At 41.2% G+C, this 19,828-nt stretch carries 16 protein-coding genes; 9 read left to right on the top strand and 7 right to left on the bottom strand.

Going from position 1 to position 19,828, the window contains the following annotated elements; genetic code table 11:
• Positions 1 to 407 precede the first annotated feature (407 nt).
• Together V7K67_RS25085 and V7K67_RS25090 are read right to left on the bottom strand one after the other, a co-directional pair.
• Positions 408 to 680, bottom strand: coding sequence for a DUF3143 domain-containing protein (locus V7K67_RS25085; RefSeq protein ID WP_334732057.1), 273 nt, complete (start codon positions 678 to 680; stop codon positions 408 to 410).
• 31 nt (positions 681 to 711) lie between these two features.
• The gene (locus V7K67_RS25090) at positions 712 to 1,227 is read right to left on the bottom strand and encodes a J domain-containing protein (RefSeq protein ID WP_334732117.1); all 516 of its coding nucleotides are present in this window, start codon (positions 1,225 to 1,227) and stop codon (positions 712 to 714) included.
• A gap of 139 nt (positions 1,228 to 1,366) precedes the next feature.
• On the opposite strand from V7K67_RS25090, the gene V7K67_RS25095 reads away from it, so the two are divergent.
• On the top strand, positions 1,367 to 1,714 hold the full coding sequence (locus V7K67_RS25095) for a type II toxin-antitoxin system Phd/YefM family antitoxin (protein ID WP_334732056.1): 348 nt from the start codon (positions 1,367 to 1,369) through the stop codon (positions 1,712 to 1,714).
• A gap of 126 nt (positions 1,715 to 1,840) precedes the next feature.
• On the opposite strand, the gene V7K67_RS25100 is transcribed toward V7K67_RS25095, so the two are convergent.
• Both V7K67_RS25100 and dnaK read right to left on the bottom strand, forming a co-directional pair.
• A complete protein-coding gene (locus tag V7K67_RS25100; protein ID WP_334732055.1) occupies positions 1,841 to 2,836 on the bottom strand; it encodes a J domain-containing protein in 996 nt (331 codons plus the stop codon).
• A 122-nt stretch (positions 2,837 to 2,958) separates the two neighbouring features.
• Entirely contained in the window at positions 2,959 to 5,040 is a 2,082-nt protein-coding gene (gene dnaK / locus V7K67_RS25105; protein ID WP_334710353.1) for a molecular chaperone DnaK, read from the bottom strand.
• Between the two features lie 426 nt (positions 5,041 to 5,466).
• On the opposite strand from dnaK, the gene V7K67_RS25110 reads away from it, so the two are divergent.
• The 3 genes from V7K67_RS25110 (at position 5,467) to V7K67_RS25120 (ending at position 8,788) form a co-directional block, all read left to right on the top strand.
• A complete protein-coding gene (locus V7K67_RS25110) occupies positions 5,467 to 6,315 on the top strand; it encodes a M28 family peptidase (RefSeq protein WP_335168861.1) in 849 nt (282 codons plus the stop codon).
• Between the two features lie 116 nt (positions 6,316 to 6,431).
• Complete coding sequence (locus V7K67_RS25115; RefSeq protein ID WP_335168863.1) at positions 6,432 to 7,880, top strand: site-specific DNA-methyltransferase; 1,449 nt, start codon at positions 6,432 to 6,434, stop codon at positions 7,878 to 7,880.
• Positions 7,877 to 8,788 carry an XcyI family restriction endonuclease gene (locus V7K67_RS25120; protein WP_335168865.1) on the top strand — a complete coding sequence of 304 codons (912 nt, stop codon included), beginning with the start codon at positions 7,877 to 7,879 and terminating at the stop codon, positions 8,786 to 8,788. The genes V7K67_RS25115 and V7K67_RS25120 overlap by 4 nt, the downstream gene beginning before the upstream one ends.
• Positions 8,789 to 8,951: 163 nt before the next feature.
• Here V7K67_RS25120 and V7K67_RS25125 read toward each other — a convergent pair whose 3' ends face one another.
• The 3 genes from V7K67_RS25125 to V7K67_RS25135 form a co-directional block, all read right to left on the bottom strand.
• A complete protein-coding gene (locus V7K67_RS25125; protein ID WP_334732051.1) occupies positions 8,952 to 9,857 on the bottom strand; it encodes a bestrophin family protein in 906 nt (301 codons plus the stop codon).
• A 466-nt stretch (positions 9,858 to 10,323) separates the two neighbouring features.
• Positions 10,324 to 10,569: a VOC family protein gene (locus V7K67_RS25130; RefSeq protein ID WP_335168867.1), complete on the bottom strand. Its 246-nt coding sequence runs from the start codon at positions 10,567 to 10,569 to the stop codon at positions 10,324 to 10,326.
• The gene (locus V7K67_RS25135; protein WP_334732120.1) at positions 10,494 to 10,670 is read right to left on the bottom strand and encodes a hypothetical protein; all 177 of its coding nucleotides are present in this window, start codon (positions 10,668 to 10,670) and stop codon (positions 10,494 to 10,496) included. Before V7K67_RS25135 ends, V7K67_RS25130 begins: the two co-directional genes overlap by 76 nt.
• Positions 10,671 to 11,757: 1,087 nt before the next feature.
• On the opposite strand from V7K67_RS25135, the gene V7K67_RS25140 reads away from it, so the two are divergent.
• The 5 genes from V7K67_RS25140 (at position 11,758) to V7K67_RS25160 (ending at position 19,705) form a co-directional block, all read left to right on the top strand.
• Complete coding sequence (locus V7K67_RS25140; protein ID WP_334732049.1) at positions 11,758 to 12,078, top strand: helix-turn-helix domain-containing protein; 321 nt, start codon at positions 11,758 to 11,760, stop codon at positions 12,076 to 12,078.
• Position 12,079: 1 nt separating this feature from the next.
• The gene (locus V7K67_RS25145) at positions 12,080 to 15,775 is read left to right on the top strand and encodes a PAS domain S-box protein (protein ID WP_335168869.1); all 3,696 of its coding nucleotides are present in this window, start codon (positions 12,080 to 12,082) and stop codon (positions 15,773 to 15,775) included.
• 665 nt (positions 15,776 to 16,440) lie between these two features.
• The gene (gene bchL / locus V7K67_RS25150) at positions 16,441 to 17,307 is read left to right on the top strand and encodes a ferredoxin:protochlorophyllide reductase (ATP-dependent) iron-sulfur ATP-binding protein (RefSeq protein WP_012410753.1); all 867 of its coding nucleotides are present in this window, start codon (positions 16,441 to 16,443) and stop codon (positions 17,305 to 17,307) included.
• A 32-nt stretch (positions 17,308 to 17,339) separates the two neighbouring features.
• Positions 17,340 to 18,125: a DUF5331 domain-containing protein gene (locus V7K67_RS25155; protein ID WP_334732047.1), complete on the top strand. Its 786-nt coding sequence runs from the start codon at positions 17,340 to 17,342 to the stop codon at positions 18,123 to 18,125.
• A gap of 176 nt (positions 18,126 to 18,301) precedes the next feature.
• The gene (locus tag V7K67_RS25160) at positions 18,302 to 19,705 is read left to right on the top strand and encodes a ferredoxin:protochlorophyllide reductase (ATP-dependent) subunit N (protein WP_179074414.1); all 1,404 of its coding nucleotides are present in this window, start codon (positions 18,302 to 18,304) and stop codon (positions 19,703 to 19,705) included.
• Positions 19,706 to 19,828 lie beyond the last annotated feature (123 nt).

The following is a 19,828-nucleotide window of genomic DNA, read 5'->3' on the forward strand; positions in this document are numbered from 1 at the left end:
AACTCTTGCTCTAAACGGTTAGTCTGGTCAGGTGAAGTCTCCTACAAGCCCCTAGCTTCAGCTATGGGGTTGGTACTCAACTAGAGAACCCTGACCCTTCCTTCATCGATGGGTAAAAGCTATGATTTCTGATGTCAGGCATTTTATACCAAACAAATTTTACAGTTTATCGAAATGCGATCGCTATCGACTTTTGTCTAAATTTACGATGAATTATACTTAGCACTTTCTTAGAGACCATTTATAAAGTAAATCAAAAAGTAGGGTGTGTTACGGCTTTAGCCTAACGCACCTTTATATAACACGGTGCGTTAGGCGCTCAGATTGTATTTCTCGTGACAAATCATATCGAAGTATGCGCCTAACACACCCTACAAGAATTTTATTTTTACTTTATAAATACTCTCTTATGGGCCAGAAAAAACCGCTTGTTCTACATCATCCCGACTCAGAGAATACTTAAATGAGCGTTGGATATCTTGTCCATTTTCCCCAGATTGGACATATCGCACTACAATTTGCTCAACATCGAGCCATAATTCAGCTTGCCAACTAGGCCGCTGCACACGCCAGCAATGTCTCTGTGTTTCGTCTTGTTGACAGCCTTGGTCTTTTAGCCACTGTTCAATTTGTGGCAGGGGATGATTATATAGGGGGGTATTGGAGGGAAGAAGAGGCATAGGAATTTTGGATTTTGGATTAGGGAATTTTTTAATTAAGATGGCTAATTAGTTGCGACATATAAGTAATCTGCTGTTGTATAGATACAATTGATTGCAGCTGATGGGAATGGATAGCAGCTTCGCCACGAGTTAAGCCAATGGCAACTGCTAACAGTAGGCAGCCTACAAATGTTAACACCAGTATAAATAAAGCAAAGATTTCGCCAGATGATAAGGGGCGATCGCTCGCATTGAGGTAAGCTGATTTTGACCAGTCATGAGAATGTGATACGGGATGATTTAAATCAGCGGGTGGCTGAATCACTCCAAAGCGGGAATAGCCAATTTTTAAATCGTAGCCGAAGCGCCGTTCTGGATGGCTAAGGGTGGCGTAAGCTTCGTTGATTTGCTGGAATTTGGGAGTGGCGATCGCAGTCGGCAAGTCTGTAGTATCTGGATGATAGAGTTTGCTCAGTTGCCGATAAGCACGACGAATGTCAATTACCGATGCCCAGGGATGCAGTCCTAGCAGGGAGTAATAAGTTGGTTCGCTGCTTTGTGGCATTGCCCCGTTTTGATTCACGGCTGTTTGAGTCACTTTGCTCAAAGATATTTTTTATATTTTAAATCCTTTGTGAATTTGAGAAGACACAGCAGGTCTAGTATCTGATAAGATATCTTAATAAAGCATTTAATTAGATGCGATGCAGATCAGAATTAATCTCGAAAATATTCAAACTCTTACTGACTTTAAGCGCAATGCTAAAGATTACGTAGAGCGAATCAAAGCCACAAAGTCCCCGCTTGTACTAACAGTAAATGGGAAAGCTGAGGTTGTGGTGCATGAAGCACAAGCATTTCAGCAAATGATAGATGAACTCCAGCGCCTTGAGGAAGAACTGCAAAAACTCAAGTTAGAAGCGTTACGCAGTCAGATTGACATTGGTATTAAGCAACTCGATAGTGGACAGTATACTGAATATAACGACGAGTCACTTCCAGCTTTTTTTGCAAATATTAAAGCACGAGGACAGCAAAATTTTGATCAATAGCTTTATATACAGACGATTTCAAGTTAGTAAAGTACACAAACTAAGTCTTAAAACCAGTTATAGAGCCTGTTTCACTCCTGAATTCTGACTCCTGAATTCTGAATTCTGAATTCTGCTGTATTATCCCTAACGGATTAAATCAGCACGGGGTTTAAAGGTTTCAATTTGCCGTAGCTTTTCGTAAAGTTCCCGTTCTTCTTGACTAATATTTTTTGGTGTAACTATTTGAATTTCTACTAATTGATCGCCACGTTTACCGTCATCACTGGGATAGCCTTTATTCCCTAGCCGAAATTTTTGACCAGACCTAACTCCGGGAGGGGTAGTCATTTTCACAGGTCCATCAAGAGTTGGTGCTTCTACCTGTCCTCCTAAAACTGCCTCGCTGGGAGTAACTGGAACTTGGCAGAGGATATTTGAACCTTCTAGCTTAAATAATGGATGAGGCTCAACAGTAATTTTTAAGTATAAGTCGCCACCGCCAACACCTTGATTCCGCAAACGGATGGTTTGACCTGATACCATCCCTGGAGGCATATTAACTTCTAGCGATCGCCCATCTTCCAAACGAATGCGCTCATTACCACCTTGATAAGCCTTTTCTAAGGGTAGAGTCAATCTGGCTTCTATATCCCGCCGGGTTGTGCGAGGTGGGGTGTTAACGGTGTAGGCAACTTTTGTTCTAGGGGAACGAAACGGATCGCTAGTATTGCCATTACTGGAGTTATTTGCCGCACTCTTATTTTTAACGCCGATAACTTGATTAATAAAGCTTTCAAAGTCGGAGAATTGGCTGGGATCTACGTCCTGATTGCCGTTACGATCGCTAGCACTACTTTGCCAAGTTTTCGCCTTTGGCGCTTGTTTGTTACCTGCAAAGCCTTTTTGCTTCCAGTAGCGGCTAAACTGGTCGTACTGCGATCGCTTGGCTGGATCTGAAAGAACTTCATAAGCCTCGCCGATATCCTTAAATTTTTCCTCAGATTCTTTATTACCCGGATTGAGATCGGGGTGATATTGCCTGGCTAACCGCCGATAAACCTTTTTAATTTCCTCACCAGAGGCATCTTTAGATACTCCTAAAATCTCGTAATAATCGCGAAAGTTCGGCAAATTTTGCATAGTTAGTTGTTTAAATTTTAGATTTTAGATTAATTATGAGTTATGAGTTAGGAGTTAGGAGTTATGAGTTATGAGTTGAAAGATTTAATTTTTAACTCCTCACTCCTAACTCCTAACTTTTCTTACAACCAATCATTGTCTTCTTCGTCATCCCAGTTATCTTGGTAGCTAGGACGGGCTTTGCGTGGAGGACGGCTTTCATAAGAGGAAGAACGATTATCTCGGTTATAATCTCTGCCATAATCTTTACCGTAATCTTTGCCATAGCCTTGGCTGTATGAGTCGCGTTCTCGGTATGTATCTCTGGGAGATTCGCGTTCTTTATCTTTATCGCCGCCAGTAAAGATGTCACGGATAGTACCAAATAAGTCGTCGTCTTCATCTTCAGCATAAGTCTCCCGGACTTCGCGATTTAGCTCATAGAGAGCATCTTGTAAGTCGGCGTAGGCTTGATCGATACCGCGATCGCTATTTTCCTTCAGACTCTCCTTTAGTTGTCGGCAAATATTATCAATTCTTTGGCGACGGTTTCGGGCAAACTGCATACCAAATTCCAGCGCTACTTCTCGGAGTTGTCGTTCTGCTTGGAAAATCAACGCCTCAGAACGAGTCCGCTTTTCTACTCTTTCTTTACGTTCGCGATCGACATCAGCGTATTTTTGAGCGTCTTGAATCATCCGATTCACTTCCGACTCGTTCAAGGTGGAAGCGCCTTGAATGGTGATACTCTGTTCTCGCCCAGTGGTTCTATCTAGGGCTGTTACCTGTAAAATGCCATTAGCATCAATATCAAATGACACCTGAACTTGAGGAATTCCTCGTGGCGCTGGCGGGATGCCATACAGCTTGAACCGTCCTAAGGACTTGTTGTTTGCAGCCATTTCCCGTTCGCCCTGGACTACGTGAATTTCTACAGTATTCTGGTTATTTTCAGACGTAGAAAAAATGTCAGAACGGCGGACTGGGATGGTGGTGTTGCGGGGAATGAGTTTTTTCATCACGCCGCCAATGGTTTCCAATCCCATAGAAAGGGGTGTAACATCCAAAAGCAGCACATCTTTAAGTTCACCTGCGAGAATTCCGGCTTGAATTGCTGCACCCACTCCCACAACTTCATCGGGGTTGACATTTTCATTGGGTTCTGTGCCAATCAAGTCTCGCACTAGCTGCTTCACCATTGGCATCCGTGTAGAACCGCCAACTAACACAACTTCTTCAATGTCTCTAGGTGAAAGTCCGGCATCTTTGAGGGCACGTTTCACTGGTGTCCGTAAGCGTCCCACCAAATCACCACACAAACCTTCAAACTGGGAACGAGTTAAACGAGTTTCCAGATGTTTGGGGCCATCTTCAGTGGCGGTGATGAAGGGTAAGTTAATGTCGGTGACGCTAACAGCAGAAAGCTCAATTTTGGCCTTTTCCGCAGCTTCCATGAGACGTTGCAAAGCTTGGCGATCGCGTCTTAAGTCTACCTCTTCTGTCTCCAGAAATTGCTCTGCTAACCAATCTACGATTATTTTGTCAAAGTCATTCCCACCAAGTTGTGTATCTCCACTGGTAGCTTTGACTTCAAATATCCCGTCACCAACTTCTAAAATCGACACGTCAAAAGTGCCACCACCCAAGTCAAAGACTAAGATAGTTTCCGTGTCACCCCGATCTAATCCATAAGCCAAAGATGCCGCCGTCGGTTCATTCAGAATCCGCAGCACTTCTAAACCGGCAATTCTGCCAGCATCACGGGTTGCCTGGCGCTGAGAATCATTAAAATAGGCGGGTACTGTAATCACTGCCCCGGTAACTGGTTCACCCAAATAGCGACTAGCATCGTCTGCCAATTTCTTCAGCACCATTGCCGAAATTTCTTCTGGGGCAAAATCTTTATTCAGACGAGGACAGGCAATTTTAATATTACCTACTTCGTCTTTGCGGATTGTGTAGGGCACACGCTTAGAATCTGCATTCAGTTCACCATACTTCCGCCCAATGAAGCGTTTAACTGCAAAAAAGGTATTTTGGGGATTGAGGACGGTTTGTCGCCGTGCCATTTGCCCAACTACTCTTTCACCTTCTTTGCTGAAGCCAACTACGGAGGGGGTTGTTCGCATTCCTTCTGCATTGGCAATCACCACCGGCTTGCCACCCTCCATAACGGCGACTACTGAGTTGGTTGTACCCAAGTCGATGCCGACTACCTTGCCCATGCGTTACTCTTCTCCTAAAGTGTCTTTATATATTTATTATGATTGGGCGGAACTACTTCTAGCTTTGTGCTACAAGATGAAAACACCTCAATGGTATGATAGTCATCATTAAAGCAGTAAGCTAAGATGTGCAGCTAGAGGAGATAGTTGCAAGACTAGAATAGCATTGAGATGGTTGGTGTGCCCAAGCAGCCTCAATTCTTGTTATCCGCCTAGTTCTATTTACGATATCCGCAAGTTGGTAAATGCATATTTTGCACCAAGCCCTGGCGATTAGAAATCGCAGCTATACAAACTCTCGTCCGCCTACGAGGACTTAGGGAAAATCAAGGATTTAAACCCGCGTAGGCAGGTTTTGTCTCGTGTAGCCGCGACTTATAGTCGCCTAGTGCAAGACTCTCATACTATTATCACTATCTGAAAAATTTGAATTTAACAGAGCGATTACAGACTTCCCTGAGTGCGATCGCGCGAGAACGCGATCCTTACATGGCAACGGCTGGACATTTTTTCGTCCAAGAATACATCCGCCAGCAATTTTCCCAATGGGGGAGTGTGGAAATCCACACCTTTGAAGTCCGAGGCAAAGCTTGTAATAACTTGATATTAAATTTACCCTCCCAAACTAGAGGGCAAAAAAAGGATTTACCACCTATTTTAATTGGCGCTCATTATGATAGCGTTCCGGGAACAGTTGCAGCTGATGATAATGCTACAGGTGTGGCAGTGTTGCTGGAATTGGCGAGAAAGTTTGCTGCCCAAGCTGTCAGATATCCTTTAAGGTTAGTTGCTTTCGATATGGAAGAATATGGCTTATTGGGTAGTGCTGACTATGCAGCCCTGTTGCATCAACAAAAGCAACAACTACGCTTAATGATCTCCTTGGAAATGCTGGGCTATAAGGATTCTACACCTGGTTCCCAAAATTACCCCCCTCCTCTGGAACGCTTCTACCCAGATACAGGTGATTTTATTGCTTTAATTGGCAACTTGCGGATATTGCCCGACTTAATTGGGATGAGCCGTAATATTCGCAAAGCTGGCGTACCTAGTCAATGGCTACCCGTGCCAAATCGAGGTTTAATAGTTCCCCAAACCAGACTTAGCGATCATGCACCTTTCTGGGATTTGGGTTATCCGGCGATGATGGTGACAGATACAGCATTCTTGCGAAATCCACATTATCACAAAGCTAGTGATGCGATCGCTACTTTGGATTTAGATTTCCTGACTCGTGTCTGTGAAGGGTTAGAAATTGCGATTCGGAGTCTATGAAAAGTTAATGATTATATTATGAATAATAATAACTAGATTGAGAATAAATAAAAATTGGTAAGTAGCTAAATGATATTAATATAATCGTTATTAACAATTTAATATTCAGTATTTTTATGCAAATTATATCCTCTTCAACTCAAAGAACTGAGCTTTACGAAAAATTTAAACTCAAAATTATTCATAATTCTTGTTTAGATAGAACCTTAGTTAGTTATCAGGGTAATAAACAAACTCCATTTTCTTCTTGGTTCAAGTATAGAGAAGGATTTTCAGAACGCTTAGTTACCTATCTTCTTCAAACATTTAAACCAGAACCAGGTGTACTGATAGACCCATTTTCAGGAGTTGGCTCATCTCTATTTGCTGCAAGTGCATTAGGATGGCAAACTACAGGAATTGAACTATTACCTGTTGGCATTTTCGCTACACAAGCTCGAATCGTCATTCAGAAAATAGATGTAGAATTATTAAAATTAGAAATTAAAAAGTTAACACAAATCAATTTTCAAGATTATTACGATCAATTGTTTAAATTTAATCATTTAGCAATAACCCGTGGAGCATTTTCTGCTATAAATGAAGAACAACTAATTGGTTATATATCTTATTGCAATAATGTTATTCAAAATAAAGATATCAGTAGAATACTTCTATATGCTGCATTTTGTATTCTGGAGGATATTAGTTATACCAGGAAAGATGGACAATATCTGCGCTGGGATAGTCGTTCAGGTCGTTCAAAGGGAAATAGTGAATTTAATAAAGGAGAAATTTTATCTTTTGAAGATGCAATTAATCGAAAGCTAAAGCAGATTATATCAGATTTAAATATTAATTCTATCCAACTAGATTTATTTAGTGATGATTCACTGTTAGAATTAGCAACCAAAAAATCTAGTATTGTCAAAAATACAGAACCTAACCTTTATGAAGGTTCTTGTTTAGAAATTCTTCCAACTCTTCAAGAGAATAGTATTGATTTTGTCATTACGTCTCCACCATACGTTAATAGATATGATTACACTCGCACGTATGCTCTTGAACTTGCATTTTTGGGATGTAGTGAAGAAAAAGTAAAGTATTTACGTCAGAAAATGCTATCATGCACCGTAGAGAACCGTGACAAGCGTAATTACTTAGAAGACTATTATACTGCTAAAGAACGCTATCAGGATTTCTTAAAAATAGATTTTACCTTTAAAAGTCAGGCTGCCTTACAAGAAGTATTAATAATACTAGAAAGTTATAAAAAAGAAGGTAAGTTAAATAATGAGAATATTGTCAGAATGGTAGGTAATTACTTTTACGAAATGTGCTTTGTAATTTATGAATTATCTCGTGTTCTCAAACCTGGTGGTATAGTCGCAATGGTAAATGATAACGTCAGATATGCTGGAGAGGAAATTCCTGTAGACATTATTTTATCAGATATAGCAGAGTCTTTTGGACTGAAAACGCGATACATTTGGACATTAGGACGAGGTAAAGGAAATAGTAGTCAGCAAATGGGAAATCACGGACGCACAGAACTACGTAAATGCGTTTATATTTGGGAAAAGTGAGTACAGTGCCATTAGACGAAACAAATCTCTTAAGTGAGGCACATCGTATAAACTATCGCTTGCGTTCAACCTTCTTTTATCGCAAGCTTAAGGATTATAAAACGCTATCTTTGCGGACTAAAATTGATGCCTTATTATCTGTAAATCATTTATACAGTTGGGATAATTGGGCAGAATGGGGTATTGGAGAAGAAGCATTTACCTACATCAATGAGCATTCTAACTTGCAACTAATGCAGGTATTTTGCCATCCCAGGTTAATCCGAGAATACTCTTCATTGTTAGCTTACTATCGTAATATTGCAGCACTTTCCCAGAAAGCTGTTAAGTATTTAGCAGCAATTGATGTAAAGAAAATTGAACTCGATCAAGAAAATAAATATCCTCTAGGAGAAGATAAAGCATTAGCACTTTCTCGACTTTTTAATGAACATATATCGCTCATAATTGATAGTTCTATAGAAAGTTTAACTGAGGAAGAATTATATGGAATACTACTAGCCTCAACAGGAACACAAATAGACAGTTCTTGGCGTAATGCTATTGGGGAAGAAGCAGAAAAAGTTGTACAGCGACTTCTTATCAAAGAGGTTAAAGAACGCAATCTTCTTGCTGCTTTTATTCCCCGTCAGGGTACAGGAGTTGAAGTATATAATCCTGGCAGGCTTGAAGAACAACTAAGAAATATTGAGGACTATCGAGGCGTAATGTTGGCTAATCATACTTCTATACTTTTTTCAAGTGAGCCAGATATTTCACTTTTAAGCAATCAAGGTACAACAGTCGGTGTCATTGAAATAAAAGGAGGAACTGATCCGGCGGGAGCGTTAGAACGTAACGTTATGGTGCTGCTAAAAAATCTTTTGAAGAAGTTTTTCGGAGGAACCCAAAGGTTAAATCTATTCTAATTGCCAGTTGTATCACTACTGAAGTAGAGGTTCGGATTCAAAATGATCCAATAATATCCACCTATTTCAATTTGACGCAAGTATTGAGCGAAGATTCAACACTATATGACCAGTTTGTTCAAGAAGTATTTTCAATACTACAATAATTTGTAATATCCTTAAATTAGATATTTTCTGTATGCGATCGCGCATTTGGAGTCAAAGTAATTAAATCGTCAATATTGCGTTTCATTGTCTCGCAAATTGCATCTAATGGTAAATCATTCGCATCATAGCCAAAGGGGTTTTCTATCTCTAAGCCAATGGCTTCAATGCCAAACACAGTAAACCCAACCAAAGCAGAAATTAAACCTGTCCACCAACCGAGACTTTCTACTATTTGAAATGGTAGCAGAAAACAATATAGTATCAGTAATTGCTTCAAATGAATAGCATAAGCAAGGGGCATAGGTGTTTTTAAAATACGTTCGCAAGCACCTAAATTATCCACAAGATTATTCAATAATTCTTGCATAGATGTTAGCTGGTAACTGTTAAGACAATTACGATTGTACTGTTGTTGTAAATAATCTCCTATCCAAAAGGCAACCTCTATGGGGGGATTATTCATAATCTTCAGTTTTCTGTACTTAGTAGACGGCATTAAGTCTTCTAACTCGCGATTGACAGCTTCTCCTCGCAAATGTAATTTAGTTGTTACAGCAAAAGCTGCCAATAAGTTTAATGCCGTAATTTTATTTTCTTTATCTTCTGGTGAAATTTCATCAACTGATACCCAAATTTGCCGCGCTAGATTTCGGACATTATTTACTATAGAACCCCAGCATTTTCTCCCTTCCCAAAATCGCTCATAAGCAGTATTTGTACGAAAGACAAGTAACAACCCTAAAACAATACTAGGAATCACATTTCCTAAAATAGGTTGGGATACAGGTTTGTCAAAATGGTAAAGTAGAGAAATCAAAAATCCGAAAGCTCCACACCATAAGATATGTCTGTAAATTGATTTCATTACCGAACCCTTAAGTTGTAGTATTGCGCGTAGCCAAGTGAGTGTTTTGGCTTTCATGCATTTACCGGAAAAATATTTATTAAATTGAATACATTAAATATCATAGAGGTTAAAAGTAATAACTATAGAAATAGCACAACTGGCAAAGAAGCTACTTTGAAAATAATTTTGTTCAAGAAGCATTATATTCTGATAACAATGATTGTATTCTAGCTTCTGTTATACAATATCGAGTCCGGTTAAATACCTATTATTAGAACTGATACAGAGAATTTTTGATCAGTAATTAGGTATATATTATATAAATGCCCATAGTCGTGCAGCAATTGTAAAGAAATGTAAATCTTTTCTGGTGTCTGCATAAATCCTGCATCCTACCTTGATAAATCTATAGAAGAAAAGGTACATAGTTATTGATGATGTCCATACAGTATTATTCGTATCATGTACCCCAGTAAATCAAAAAGTTCTAATCTGTAAAATCCTGCCCTGTAAATTAAACGCTTAGGCATAACTAAATAAGTTATGTCTTTTTCTTATCGTTAGTCTCGAAACGTTGAATTTCAATCAAATAACCATCAGGATCGCGGAAAAAACAGTGGTAAATATTGTACTTTTTGTTTAGTGTAGGCGGCTTTTCAAAATCGACGCCACGTTCTTTGAGATATTCAAACCATTCATCCACCTGCTGTGTTACCAGGGTAAAAATGACACTTGATTGTTTGTTGGTTGCAGGAGTTGATTTTTCGCTGGCTTCACACAATCCCAAGTACGCAGAGGCATTAACAGTCGGTAGAATTCTGTAGATACATTGAGGTTATGGGTAGACAAGAAGGTAATTTGCTGTTCGATTTGCGGATGAGTAGACATAAATACATTTGAGTATATACCCTAACGACATTGGGCGATCGCAGATGTAAAAATTGATTCATGTTAGAAACCTGTTACTGCTCCAGAATGCCTTTAGTGCATCTGGAGTTTCTTTTTGGAAAAAGCGATGTCTACGACGGGCTGCGCCTACAAAATTTTCCCAATCATCCTGATATACCAAAAGGTGGCTGAATAAGGATGCATACTGAATTATCTATATCTAACACAGGGCATCACTTAATTGATGTACCCTTCCTGCCAAACAACTCTCGCAAAACAGCCTCAGTTTATCTGGGGCTGTTTTGCGTTACTTCCAATCGAGAAGGTTCCCTATGGGAGCAACGCGAAAAAGTGAGATCATCGTGAAAAGAGCAGGGGAGGCAGGGGAAGTGAAGAGAAAATTTTAGTATTTTTTACGACCGTTATAGTCCTAAATATACTTATTTCTTTCTCTCCCCCTGCCTCCCCACCTCACTGTTAGAGCATTGCTCCCGTCCCCTATTCCCTGTCCCCTATTCCCTTTGACCTACATTTGAGTGTATACCCTGATGACGTAGGATTTTCTCAGGGTGAAAATTTGGTATAGGTAAATGCGTATCTTTCCTGACTCCAGATTTGTTACAAACATTTCTGGAGTTTTTTCATTATCGAACAGAATTCAGGAGTCAGAATTCTTCTTCAATAAAGGTGAACTATAGCTTTCTAGTTTTGTCATTGGCATCTAACCATAGAAGTAAAGTTAACAACAGATTTTAAAATCTATGTTCAGATTTAGTTGCCAAAATTAGCAATGATTTGGAAAATTTTATCAAACGAAAAGTATTAACCAGAACTTATATATAGGTTATCTATATATAAAATTAGCTTGGGTATAAATCAGTGAAAATATAACGCACCACAAAGTTTTTGGTTGTGTGCGATCGCTGAAATTTATCAATAAAATTTTTAAATATCATACTATTTTCGATCGCTTATTAGACAAAATTTAATATTTATTTTATATATAGCTTCTACAGTGAACAGTAATCCGTGAACACTGATAACTGAATATTGGTATTTCGCCAAAAGATGAAATTGATAACAACTGATGATTATTGAAATTCTTCCTCAAGCTGGAGACAAATGGCGAGACACCTGTCCTACTCTTCCTACTATGGAACTAGGAAAGCCACTCAAAATTTCAGATTTAATCCGTGAACTTCGGCAGCAACTCGATCTATCTCAAGAAAAGTTTGCAGCCAAGTTGGGAGTTTCCCTGCGAACAGTGAATCGTTGGGAAAACGGATCTACAGTGCCTTCGCCAATGGCACTAAAGCTAATTGAAGAAATGTTAGAAAAGATGGGTGAAGTAGGCAAAAGACTGGTGAACGAGTATCTCCCAAAACCGGAGCAACGGGAGGACTCTTAAGATGATGGTGAAAGTACCGGAAAAATTTTTGATGATGCGTTCTCGGTTAATAGCTTATGGTGTGATGATTTTGACAGTCATAGCGGCCCTACTGTTGACAAAACTGTTACTGCCAGTTTTTGAACCGAGCATATTTACATTATTTTATGCAGCTGTAGCAGTGAGCGCTTGGTATGGCGGTATGAGACTGGGAGTGTTAGCGATCGCTTTATCTGTTACAATCTCGCTCTATTTTTTGATTGAGCCAGTCTACTCCTTTGATTTCCTCAGCCTGAAAGTTTTGGTACGACTAACCACATTCTCACTAGTATCTTTTTTAATTACCGCCCTCTCTTCAGAGTTACGAACTGCCAGACGCAAGGCAGAGACAAGCCTAAACTTGTTGCAAAATAGCGAAATGCGGTTTAGCCGACTGGCAGAATCCAACATCATTGGGGTAATTGTCAGTGATATGAATAACGGCTCGATCGTGGAAGCCAATGATGCTTTTCTGAATATGGTTGGCTATACGCGAGAAGATTTGTCTACTAATCAAATGAACTGGCGCCAGATTACCCCGCCTGAGTATCTTCTTTTAAGTGAGCGTTCAGTGGAAGAACTGAAAACTACTGGAGTATGTAAGCCCTTTGAAAAAGAATACATTCGTAAAGATGGCGATCGCATTCCGGTTCTAATCGGTTCTGTGATGTTGGGAGACACTCAAGAAACCGTCATTGGCTTTGTTGTTGATTTGAGTGTACACAAACAATCAGAAATGGCATTAAAGCAAGCTAACGAGCGGTTTGAGTTAGCCGCCTCTGCGGTCAATTGTCTCATCTATGACTGGAATCTAGAACAGGATACTGTTGAAAGAACCCAGGGGTTAACCCGAATTTTGGGCTATTCCCTCGCAGAAGCTCAACCAACGGGTAATTGGTGGTGTGAACTTGTCCATCCCGAAGATTTGCAACGTGTACAAGAGGAGGCGGTAGTTGCTTTGGCAAATAGCGATCGCTATACTGCTGAGTATCGAATTCGCCATCAGAATAATCAGTACATCTATGTGTTGGATCAAGGGGTAGTGGTACAACGGGATGCTGATGGAAATCCGATACGCTTAGTTGGTAGCACTACAGATATCAGCGCTCGTAAGCAGGCAGAGAAGGCTATCCAAGCAAGCGAGGAGCGGCTCAGGAGTTTTGTCAAAGCGAATGTAGTTGGTATTATTTTTGGTGATGTTAATGGTAGCATCACGGAAGCCAACGACGAGTTTTTGCGAATTGTCGGCTATACCCAGGAGGATATTCAAGCAGGTAAATTACGGTGGGCTGATATCACCCCCTCTGAGTATCTTTATTTAGATGAACTAGCTATTTCCGAAGCAACAGCGAAGGGAACCTGCACTCCTTATGAAAAAGAATGTATTCGCAAAGATGGTTCCATTGTCCCGGTTGTAGTTGGCTATTCCCTTTTAGGAGAATCTCGTCAGAAATCAGTCGCATTAATTCTGGATATTAGCGATCTCAAACAAGCTAAAAAAGCGCTGAGTCAGAGTCAAGAGCAATTTCAAGCTTTTATGGACAATATTCCGGCCGCCGCCTGGATTACGAATGCAGAAGGGCGTCTACTTTACCTCAGTCCAACTTATTTCAGGACATTCAATTTAGCAACAAATAAGGCGATTAATAAAAACATTTTTGACCTATACCCAGTCCAAATCGCTCAACCCCTCCTCGATAACATTAGAATAGTTGCCGAGACGAATCAAGTTATTCAAACCATCGAGTCTGCTCCACGCACAGATGGCACTCTTGGCGAATTTTTGATCTATAAGTTTCCCATCGCCGATGCATCTGGGCAACGCCTAGTAGGGGGAGTTGCGATTGACATCACCGAACGCGAACGCGCCCTTCGCGAACGTCAGCTTGCAGAACAAGCCTTACAAGAGCGCAGTGAAAGACTTAAACTCCTCTCAGAGACAACCAGTGATTTGCTTTCAACCGAGCGCCCCTTGGATCTTATGAACAGCTTGTTTAGCAAACTATCGGCGCAGATGGATTTGCATTTTTACTTTCACTATCTAATTGATACACACGAAAATAAGCAGAAACTTCGATTAGTAGCTTGGAACGGTATTACTGATGAAGTATTTCAAGCAATTGAATACCTGGAATTTAATGAGGGGATGTGCGGAATAGTGGTGCAAGAACGCCGTCAAATCGTCGTCAATAATGTGCCGCATTCTACCCATCCAAAAGCTCACATTCTCCGTGCTTTAGAAATTACAGCCTACGCAGGTCAACCATTAATTGCTCAGGGAAAGCTGCTTGGTGTCCTCTCTTTTGCCAGTCGCACCCGTACTCACTTTACTTCTGGGGAAATTGCTCTATTACAAGCAACCTCCGATCAGGTGGCGGTTGCTCTGGAACGCGCTCAGTTAATGGCTTCGTTACAGCGACGAAAAGAAGAATTGATCCAAGCTAACCGAATCAAAGATGAATTTTTGGCGGTTCTTTCTCACGAACTTCGCACGCCGCTAAACCCGATCTTGGGATGGTCGAAGTTACTCCAAATGAAAAAGTATGATGAAGCAACCACCACTCGCGCTCTTGAAACCATTGAACGCAATGCCAAGCTTCAAACCCAATTAATCGAAGATTTGTTGGATGTATCTCGCATTCTGCAAGGTAAACTGAGCCTGAATATTGCTCCTGTGAATCTGGAAACTGCGATTGCCGCAGCCATAGAAACTGTGCGTCTAGCCGCTGAAGCCAAATCTATTAATTTGCAATTTACGATTTTAGATTTTGGATTAGAAAATTCTGACAGAAATTTAGAATCGATCGATTTTAATCAGCAACCAGACAATCTCAAATCCCAAATTCATGTTGCGCTGGAAATGCAACAAAGTTGCAACTCCAAATTTTTAGTAACAGGTGATTCCGGTCGCTTGCAACAAGTTATCTGGAATTTACTTTCCAATGCGATTAAGTTTACACCCCAAGGTGGACAGGTAGAAATCAGTTTACAGTCTATTGGTTCTCAAGTTCAACTTCGAGTCAGTGATACAGGTAAGGGAATTAGCCCTGACTTTTTACCTTATGTCTTTGACTACTTCCGACAAGCTGATGGCGCAACCACCAGAAAATTCGGCGGACTGGGATTAGGATTAGCTATTGTTCGTCACATTGTCGAGTTACATGGCGGCACAGTTAAGGCAGAAAGTTTAGGTGAAGAACAGGGAGCAACCTTTACAGTCATGTTACCGCTGATCGAGATTGATCTAAATACTCACCAAGTTCTCTCTCAACCTGATGATTTGCCCGATTTAAATGGGTTGAAAGTTTTGCTTGTAGATGATGAGCGTGATACGCGAGAATTAATTGCTTTCATTTTAGAGCAATCTGGTGCGGTAGTAATCCAAACTGCATCGGCGATGGAAGCACTAGAAATTATGCCTCAGTTTCAGCCAAATCTGCTGTTAAGCGACATTGGAATGCCGGAAGTAGACGGCTATATGCTGATTCGTCAAATTAGAGCGATGTCACTAGAAGAAGGAGGGAAAATTCCTGCGATCGCCCTGACAGCTTATGCTGGTGAGGCTGATTATCAACAGGTAATTGCCGCCGGATTTGAGCGGCATATCACCAAGCCTGTGGAGCCAGCTAAATTACTTCGAGCGATCACTAACCTAATTTATAGTCGTAGCAATTGTTAATTGAGAGAGTGACATACTCCCCGCGCCGCCCTTCGGGACGGCGTGGGGCTGCTGTCGGAAATAGCTCAATCAATTTGTACTTAATCGCCGCCTGCTAATATTTGGCAAATTAATAATTTTTTACAAAATCGCACTAACTTACTCTCAAGCAGCAATTAAACGGTCTTGGCTACCGACTGAAAACTAGCGATTTATCTGCGATACCTTCTCTACGAGACGCTACGCGAACGGTGAGCTACGCTAACGCAAATTCCAGTAGTATTTCCAGTATCAGGCTGCATATACCTCTCTTTAGCCTTGACCCTGCGCCCCAATGCCTTGAAAACACGTTGTCATAACATCAGCTAATTCTATGAAAAGCATTCAAAAAAGCCGATTTTAGCTTTTTTTATTTTGTAACTATTTTTATAAAAATAAGTAATAAAATCTTTTTATTCTCTATTTTTAGAGCTTTTAAAGTCTTTAAGGCTGATAAAAATCTAAATAGACTTAATTAAGCTTTAATTCATTGAATAAGACCGTTTTAAAAATTATGACCCACTTTCTTTTCTATGTAATTTGCCTAATAATGACATTCACAGACCTCACGCATCGCCATCTCAGGAAAGGTGAAGGCAAATGTTTGAGCCACAAGTTTGACCAAAAGCTATAAGAGGGAAACAACAGTGAAACTAGCAGTCTACGGAAAAGGTGGTATCGGTAAATCCACAACTAGCTGTAATATATCCGTCGCCCTAGCTAAACGTGGCAAAAAAGTGCTGCAAATTGGTTGCGACCCCAAACATGACAGTACCTTTACCCTGACTGGGTTTTTGATTCCGACAATTATCGACACCCTCCAAGAAAAGGATTATCACTACGAAGATGTCTGGCCAGAAGATGTGATTTATAAAGGCTACGGCGGTGTTGATTGCGTAGAAGCGGGTGGACCACCTGCGGGTGCTGGATGTGGCGGCTACGTAGTCGGCGAGACAGTAAAATTACTTAAAGAACTCAATGCCTTTGACGAATACGATGTAATTCTTTTTGACGTTCTGGGTGACGTAGTTTGCGGTGGTTTTGCAGCACCACTCAACTATGCAGATTACTGCCTGATTGTTACAGACAACGGCTTTGATGCTTTATTTGCTGCCAATCGGATTGCTGCTTCCGTCCGCGAAAAAGCAAGAACTCACCCACTGCGTTTAGCTGGGTTAATTGGTAATCGCACCTCCAAGCGCGACTTGATTGAAAAATATATAGAAGCTGTGCCCATGCCAGTTTTGGAAGTTTTGCCTTTAATTGAAGATATCCGTGTTTCCCGTGTGAAAGGGAAAACTTTATTCGAGATGGCAGAGCAAGATCCTTCCCTAGACTACGTTTGCGACTACTACCTCAACATCGCCGACCAAATTCTGGCGCGTCCCGAAGGTGTTGTACCTAACGATACACCAGATCGGGAGTTGTTCTCTTTGTTGTCCGATTTTTATCTAAATCCGGGTAAACCCCAGGTTCCTAATTCAGAAGAGGAACTAGACTTGATGATTGTATAAATCATCAAGTTCTCAGGATGGGGGACAATAATATGGCTTTCTTTCACAGCTTTACAGATTCAATAAAGCAAAAGTGGTTGCAATTTTTCCAGAATAATCGAGACTGGATTACCCTGCACATGGAAGTAGAATCAGTGTACACCCCTGATGGCGGGAAGCGACCACCTTCTTACCTCATCCTGGGAGTTCTTAACGCCCTAGAGCCAAAGCTAGCGCAGTTAATGTTGCCCTTTGCCAAACTCAATCCTGACGCCGATACCCTGATTGAAGTGCTGGATTTGCATTTTGACCCAGATTTAGCTCTCGGTAATCGCTTCGTCGGCAACCCAGATGTCGAGAGATACGCAGAAGAAGCAGCAGCTATCGTTGACGAAAAGCCTGAAGATGAAACATTGACACATTCTCATACAAATGGCTTTGCGGCGGCGGCAGTTCCAGAATTCGTAATCCTGGATTCCGATGATGAAAATCTGGGTATTGGCGAGTTGGAGGAAACCGAAAATGGCTTTGGCGATACTTCCTTAACCAACGGACACGACTCAAAAGATGAGTCTCTCCAAACCTCTAGTTTAGAAGCAGATGAGTTTGGGGAAATCGCTTTCGATTCAACAGCTGCAATCGAAGTAAAGCTGGATGAAGAAGAGGCGCTTGAAGATAGCCCACTAGATGAGAATGCGTTTAAAGACGTGTTATCAGATGTCTGGGGTGATGAAACAGCTTTGCAAAAGGCTGAAGAAAATAACGATTTTTTGGGGGAAGAACTGCCAGCAGGCGTTTTTGATGAATCAGAAATTGCCCGTCTCTTCCCCAACGCTTAATTATTGCCGTTCTTCGCAATTTTAAGTTTTAGATTTGGGGTTTTGGATGAGGAATTAGGGAAATTGTCGTTAGACAGCGGATACTTTTGTTGTCCCAGCCTTCAATCCAAAATTATCAATCTAAAATCTGAAATTGGTTGAACTGCCATTAAATATCAAGGGGAGAAAAAACCAAAATGACTGTCGCTCAACAACCAGAAGCTTTAAGCTTTGAATGTGAAACTGGGAATTACCATACTTTTTGTCCAATTAGCTGCGTGGCGTGGTTATACCAAAAAATTGAAGATAGCTTCTTTTTGGTGATTGGAACAAAAACTTGTGGCTACTTCCTGCAAAATGCGATGGGGGTGATGATTTTTGCTGAACCCCGCTATGCAATGGCAGAGTTGGAAGAGGGCGATATTTCCGCACAACTGAGTGATTATGAAGAGTTAAAGCGGTTGTGCTTGCAGATCAAACGCGATCGCAATCCTAGTGTAATTGTCTGGATTGGCACTTGCACCACCGAAATTATCAAAACAGATTTGGAAGGTTTGGCACCGAAACTAGAATCCGAAATCGGGATTCCCATTGTTGTAGCGCGGGCAAATGGTCTAGATTACGCCTTCACCCAAGGGGAAGACACTGTGTTAGCTGCTATGGCTAACCGTTGTCCTGATAAGGCTCCGGTGGCGGAAACTGAGAAAATTGAACGTAATGCGATCGCTAAATTGCTCAACTTTGGTAAAAAGAAAGAAGATGTCGCCCAAGATGAGTCTGAGTACGTAGATCATCCACCCTTAGTTCTCTTTGGCTCCCTTCCCGACCCTGTGGTTACTCAGTTAACCTTGGAACTGAAGAAACAAGGCATCAAAGTTTCCGGCTGGCTACCCGCGAAGCGCTTCACAGAATTGCCAGTACTAGAAGAAGGGTATTATGTCGCTGGTGTCAACCCCTTCCTCAGCCGTACAGCTACTACCTTAATGCGCCGCCGCAAGTGTAAACTTATTGGCGCACCCTTCCCCATTGGCCCCGATGGTACCCGCGCTTGGATTGAGAAAATCTGCTCGGTGTTTGGTATTACTCCCAAGGGTTTGGATGAACGGGAAGCCCAAATTTGGGCAGGTTTGGAAGATTACGTGAAACTGATTCGCGGTAAATCTGTATTCTTCATGGGTGATAACTTGCTGGAAGTTTCCCAAGCAAGATTCTTAATCCGTTGTGGGATGACTGTTCACGAAATAGGTATTCCCTACATGGATAAGCGCTATCAAGCTGCTGAGTTGGCATTGCTGGAGAAAACTTGCCAGGAAATGAATTCACCCCTGCCAAGGATTGTGGAGAAGCCGGATAATTACAATCAACTTCAGCGAATTTATGAGTTGAAACCAGATTTGGTAATTACTGGTATGGCGCACGCTAACCCGTTGGAAGCACGCGGTATTAATACAAAGTGGTCTGTGGAGTTCACTTTTGCTCAAATTCACGGCTTTACGAATGCGCGTGACATGTTAGAGTTGGTGACTCGTCCGTTGCGTCGGAATAATAATTTGAAAGATTTGGGTTGGGATAAGTTGGTGAGAGAAGAAGCGAAGATTTAAATTTGGGTTTGGATTTAGCAACAGCATAATACTATGTTACAGGCGAACTTTTGGGTTCGCCTTTTTTACGTAGACGCGGAGCGGCGCAGGCTACCGCAGAGGCGCAGAGAAGGCAGAGGAAGA

Origin of the sequence: Nostoc sp., from assembly GCF_036917155.1 — a bacterium.
Classification (GTDB): Bacteria; Cyanobacteriota; Cyanobacteriia; order Cyanobacteriales; family Nostocaceae; genus Nostoc.

Bases quoted from the DNA above. Each gene is read 5' to 3' on its own strand.
- V7K67_RS25085 (WP_334732057.1), bottom strand. From the start codon at position 680: ATGCCTCTTCTTCCCTCCAATACCCCCCTATATAATCATCCCCTGCCA.
- V7K67_RS25090 (WP_334732117.1), bottom strand. From the start codon at position 1,227: ATGCCACAAAGCAGCGAACCAACTTATTACTCCCTGCTAGGACTGCAT.
- V7K67_RS25095 (WP_334732056.1), top strand. From the start codon at position 1,367: ATGCAGATCAGAATTAATCTCGAAAATATTCAAACTCTTACTGACTTT.
- V7K67_RS25100 (WP_334732055.1), bottom strand. From the start codon at position 2,836: ATGCAAAATTTGCCGAACTTTCGCGATTATTACGAGATTTTAGGAGTA.
- dnaK (WP_334710353.1), bottom strand. From the start codon at position 5,040: ATGGGCAAGGTAGTCGGCATCGACTTGGGTACAACCAACTCAGTAGTC.
- V7K67_RS25115 (WP_335168863.1), top strand. From the start codon at position 6,432: ATGCAAATTATATCCTCTTCAACTCAAAGAACTGAGCTTTACGAAAAA.
- V7K67_RS25125 (WP_334732051.1), bottom strand. From the start codon at position 9,857: ATGAAAGCCAAAACACTCACTTGGCTACGCGCAATACTACAACTTAAG.
- V7K67_RS25135 (WP_334732120.1), bottom strand. From the start codon at position 10,670: ATGTCTACTCATCCGCAAATCGAACAGCAAATTACCTTCTTGTCTACC.
- V7K67_RS25140 (WP_334732049.1), top strand. From the start codon at position 11,758: ATGATTATTGAAATTCTTCCTCAAGCTGGAGACAAATGGCGAGACACC.
- V7K67_RS25145 (WP_335168869.1), top strand. From the start codon at position 12,080: ATGATGGTGAAAGTACCGGAAAAATTTTTGATGATGCGTTCTCGGTTA.
- V7K67_RS25155 (WP_334732047.1), top strand. From the start codon at position 17,340: ATGGCTTTCTTTCACAGCTTTACAGATTCAATAAAGCAAAAGTGGTTG.
- V7K67_RS25160 (WP_179074414.1), top strand. From the start codon at position 18,302: ATGACTGTCGCTCAACAACCAGAAGCTTTAAGCTTTGAATGTGAAACT.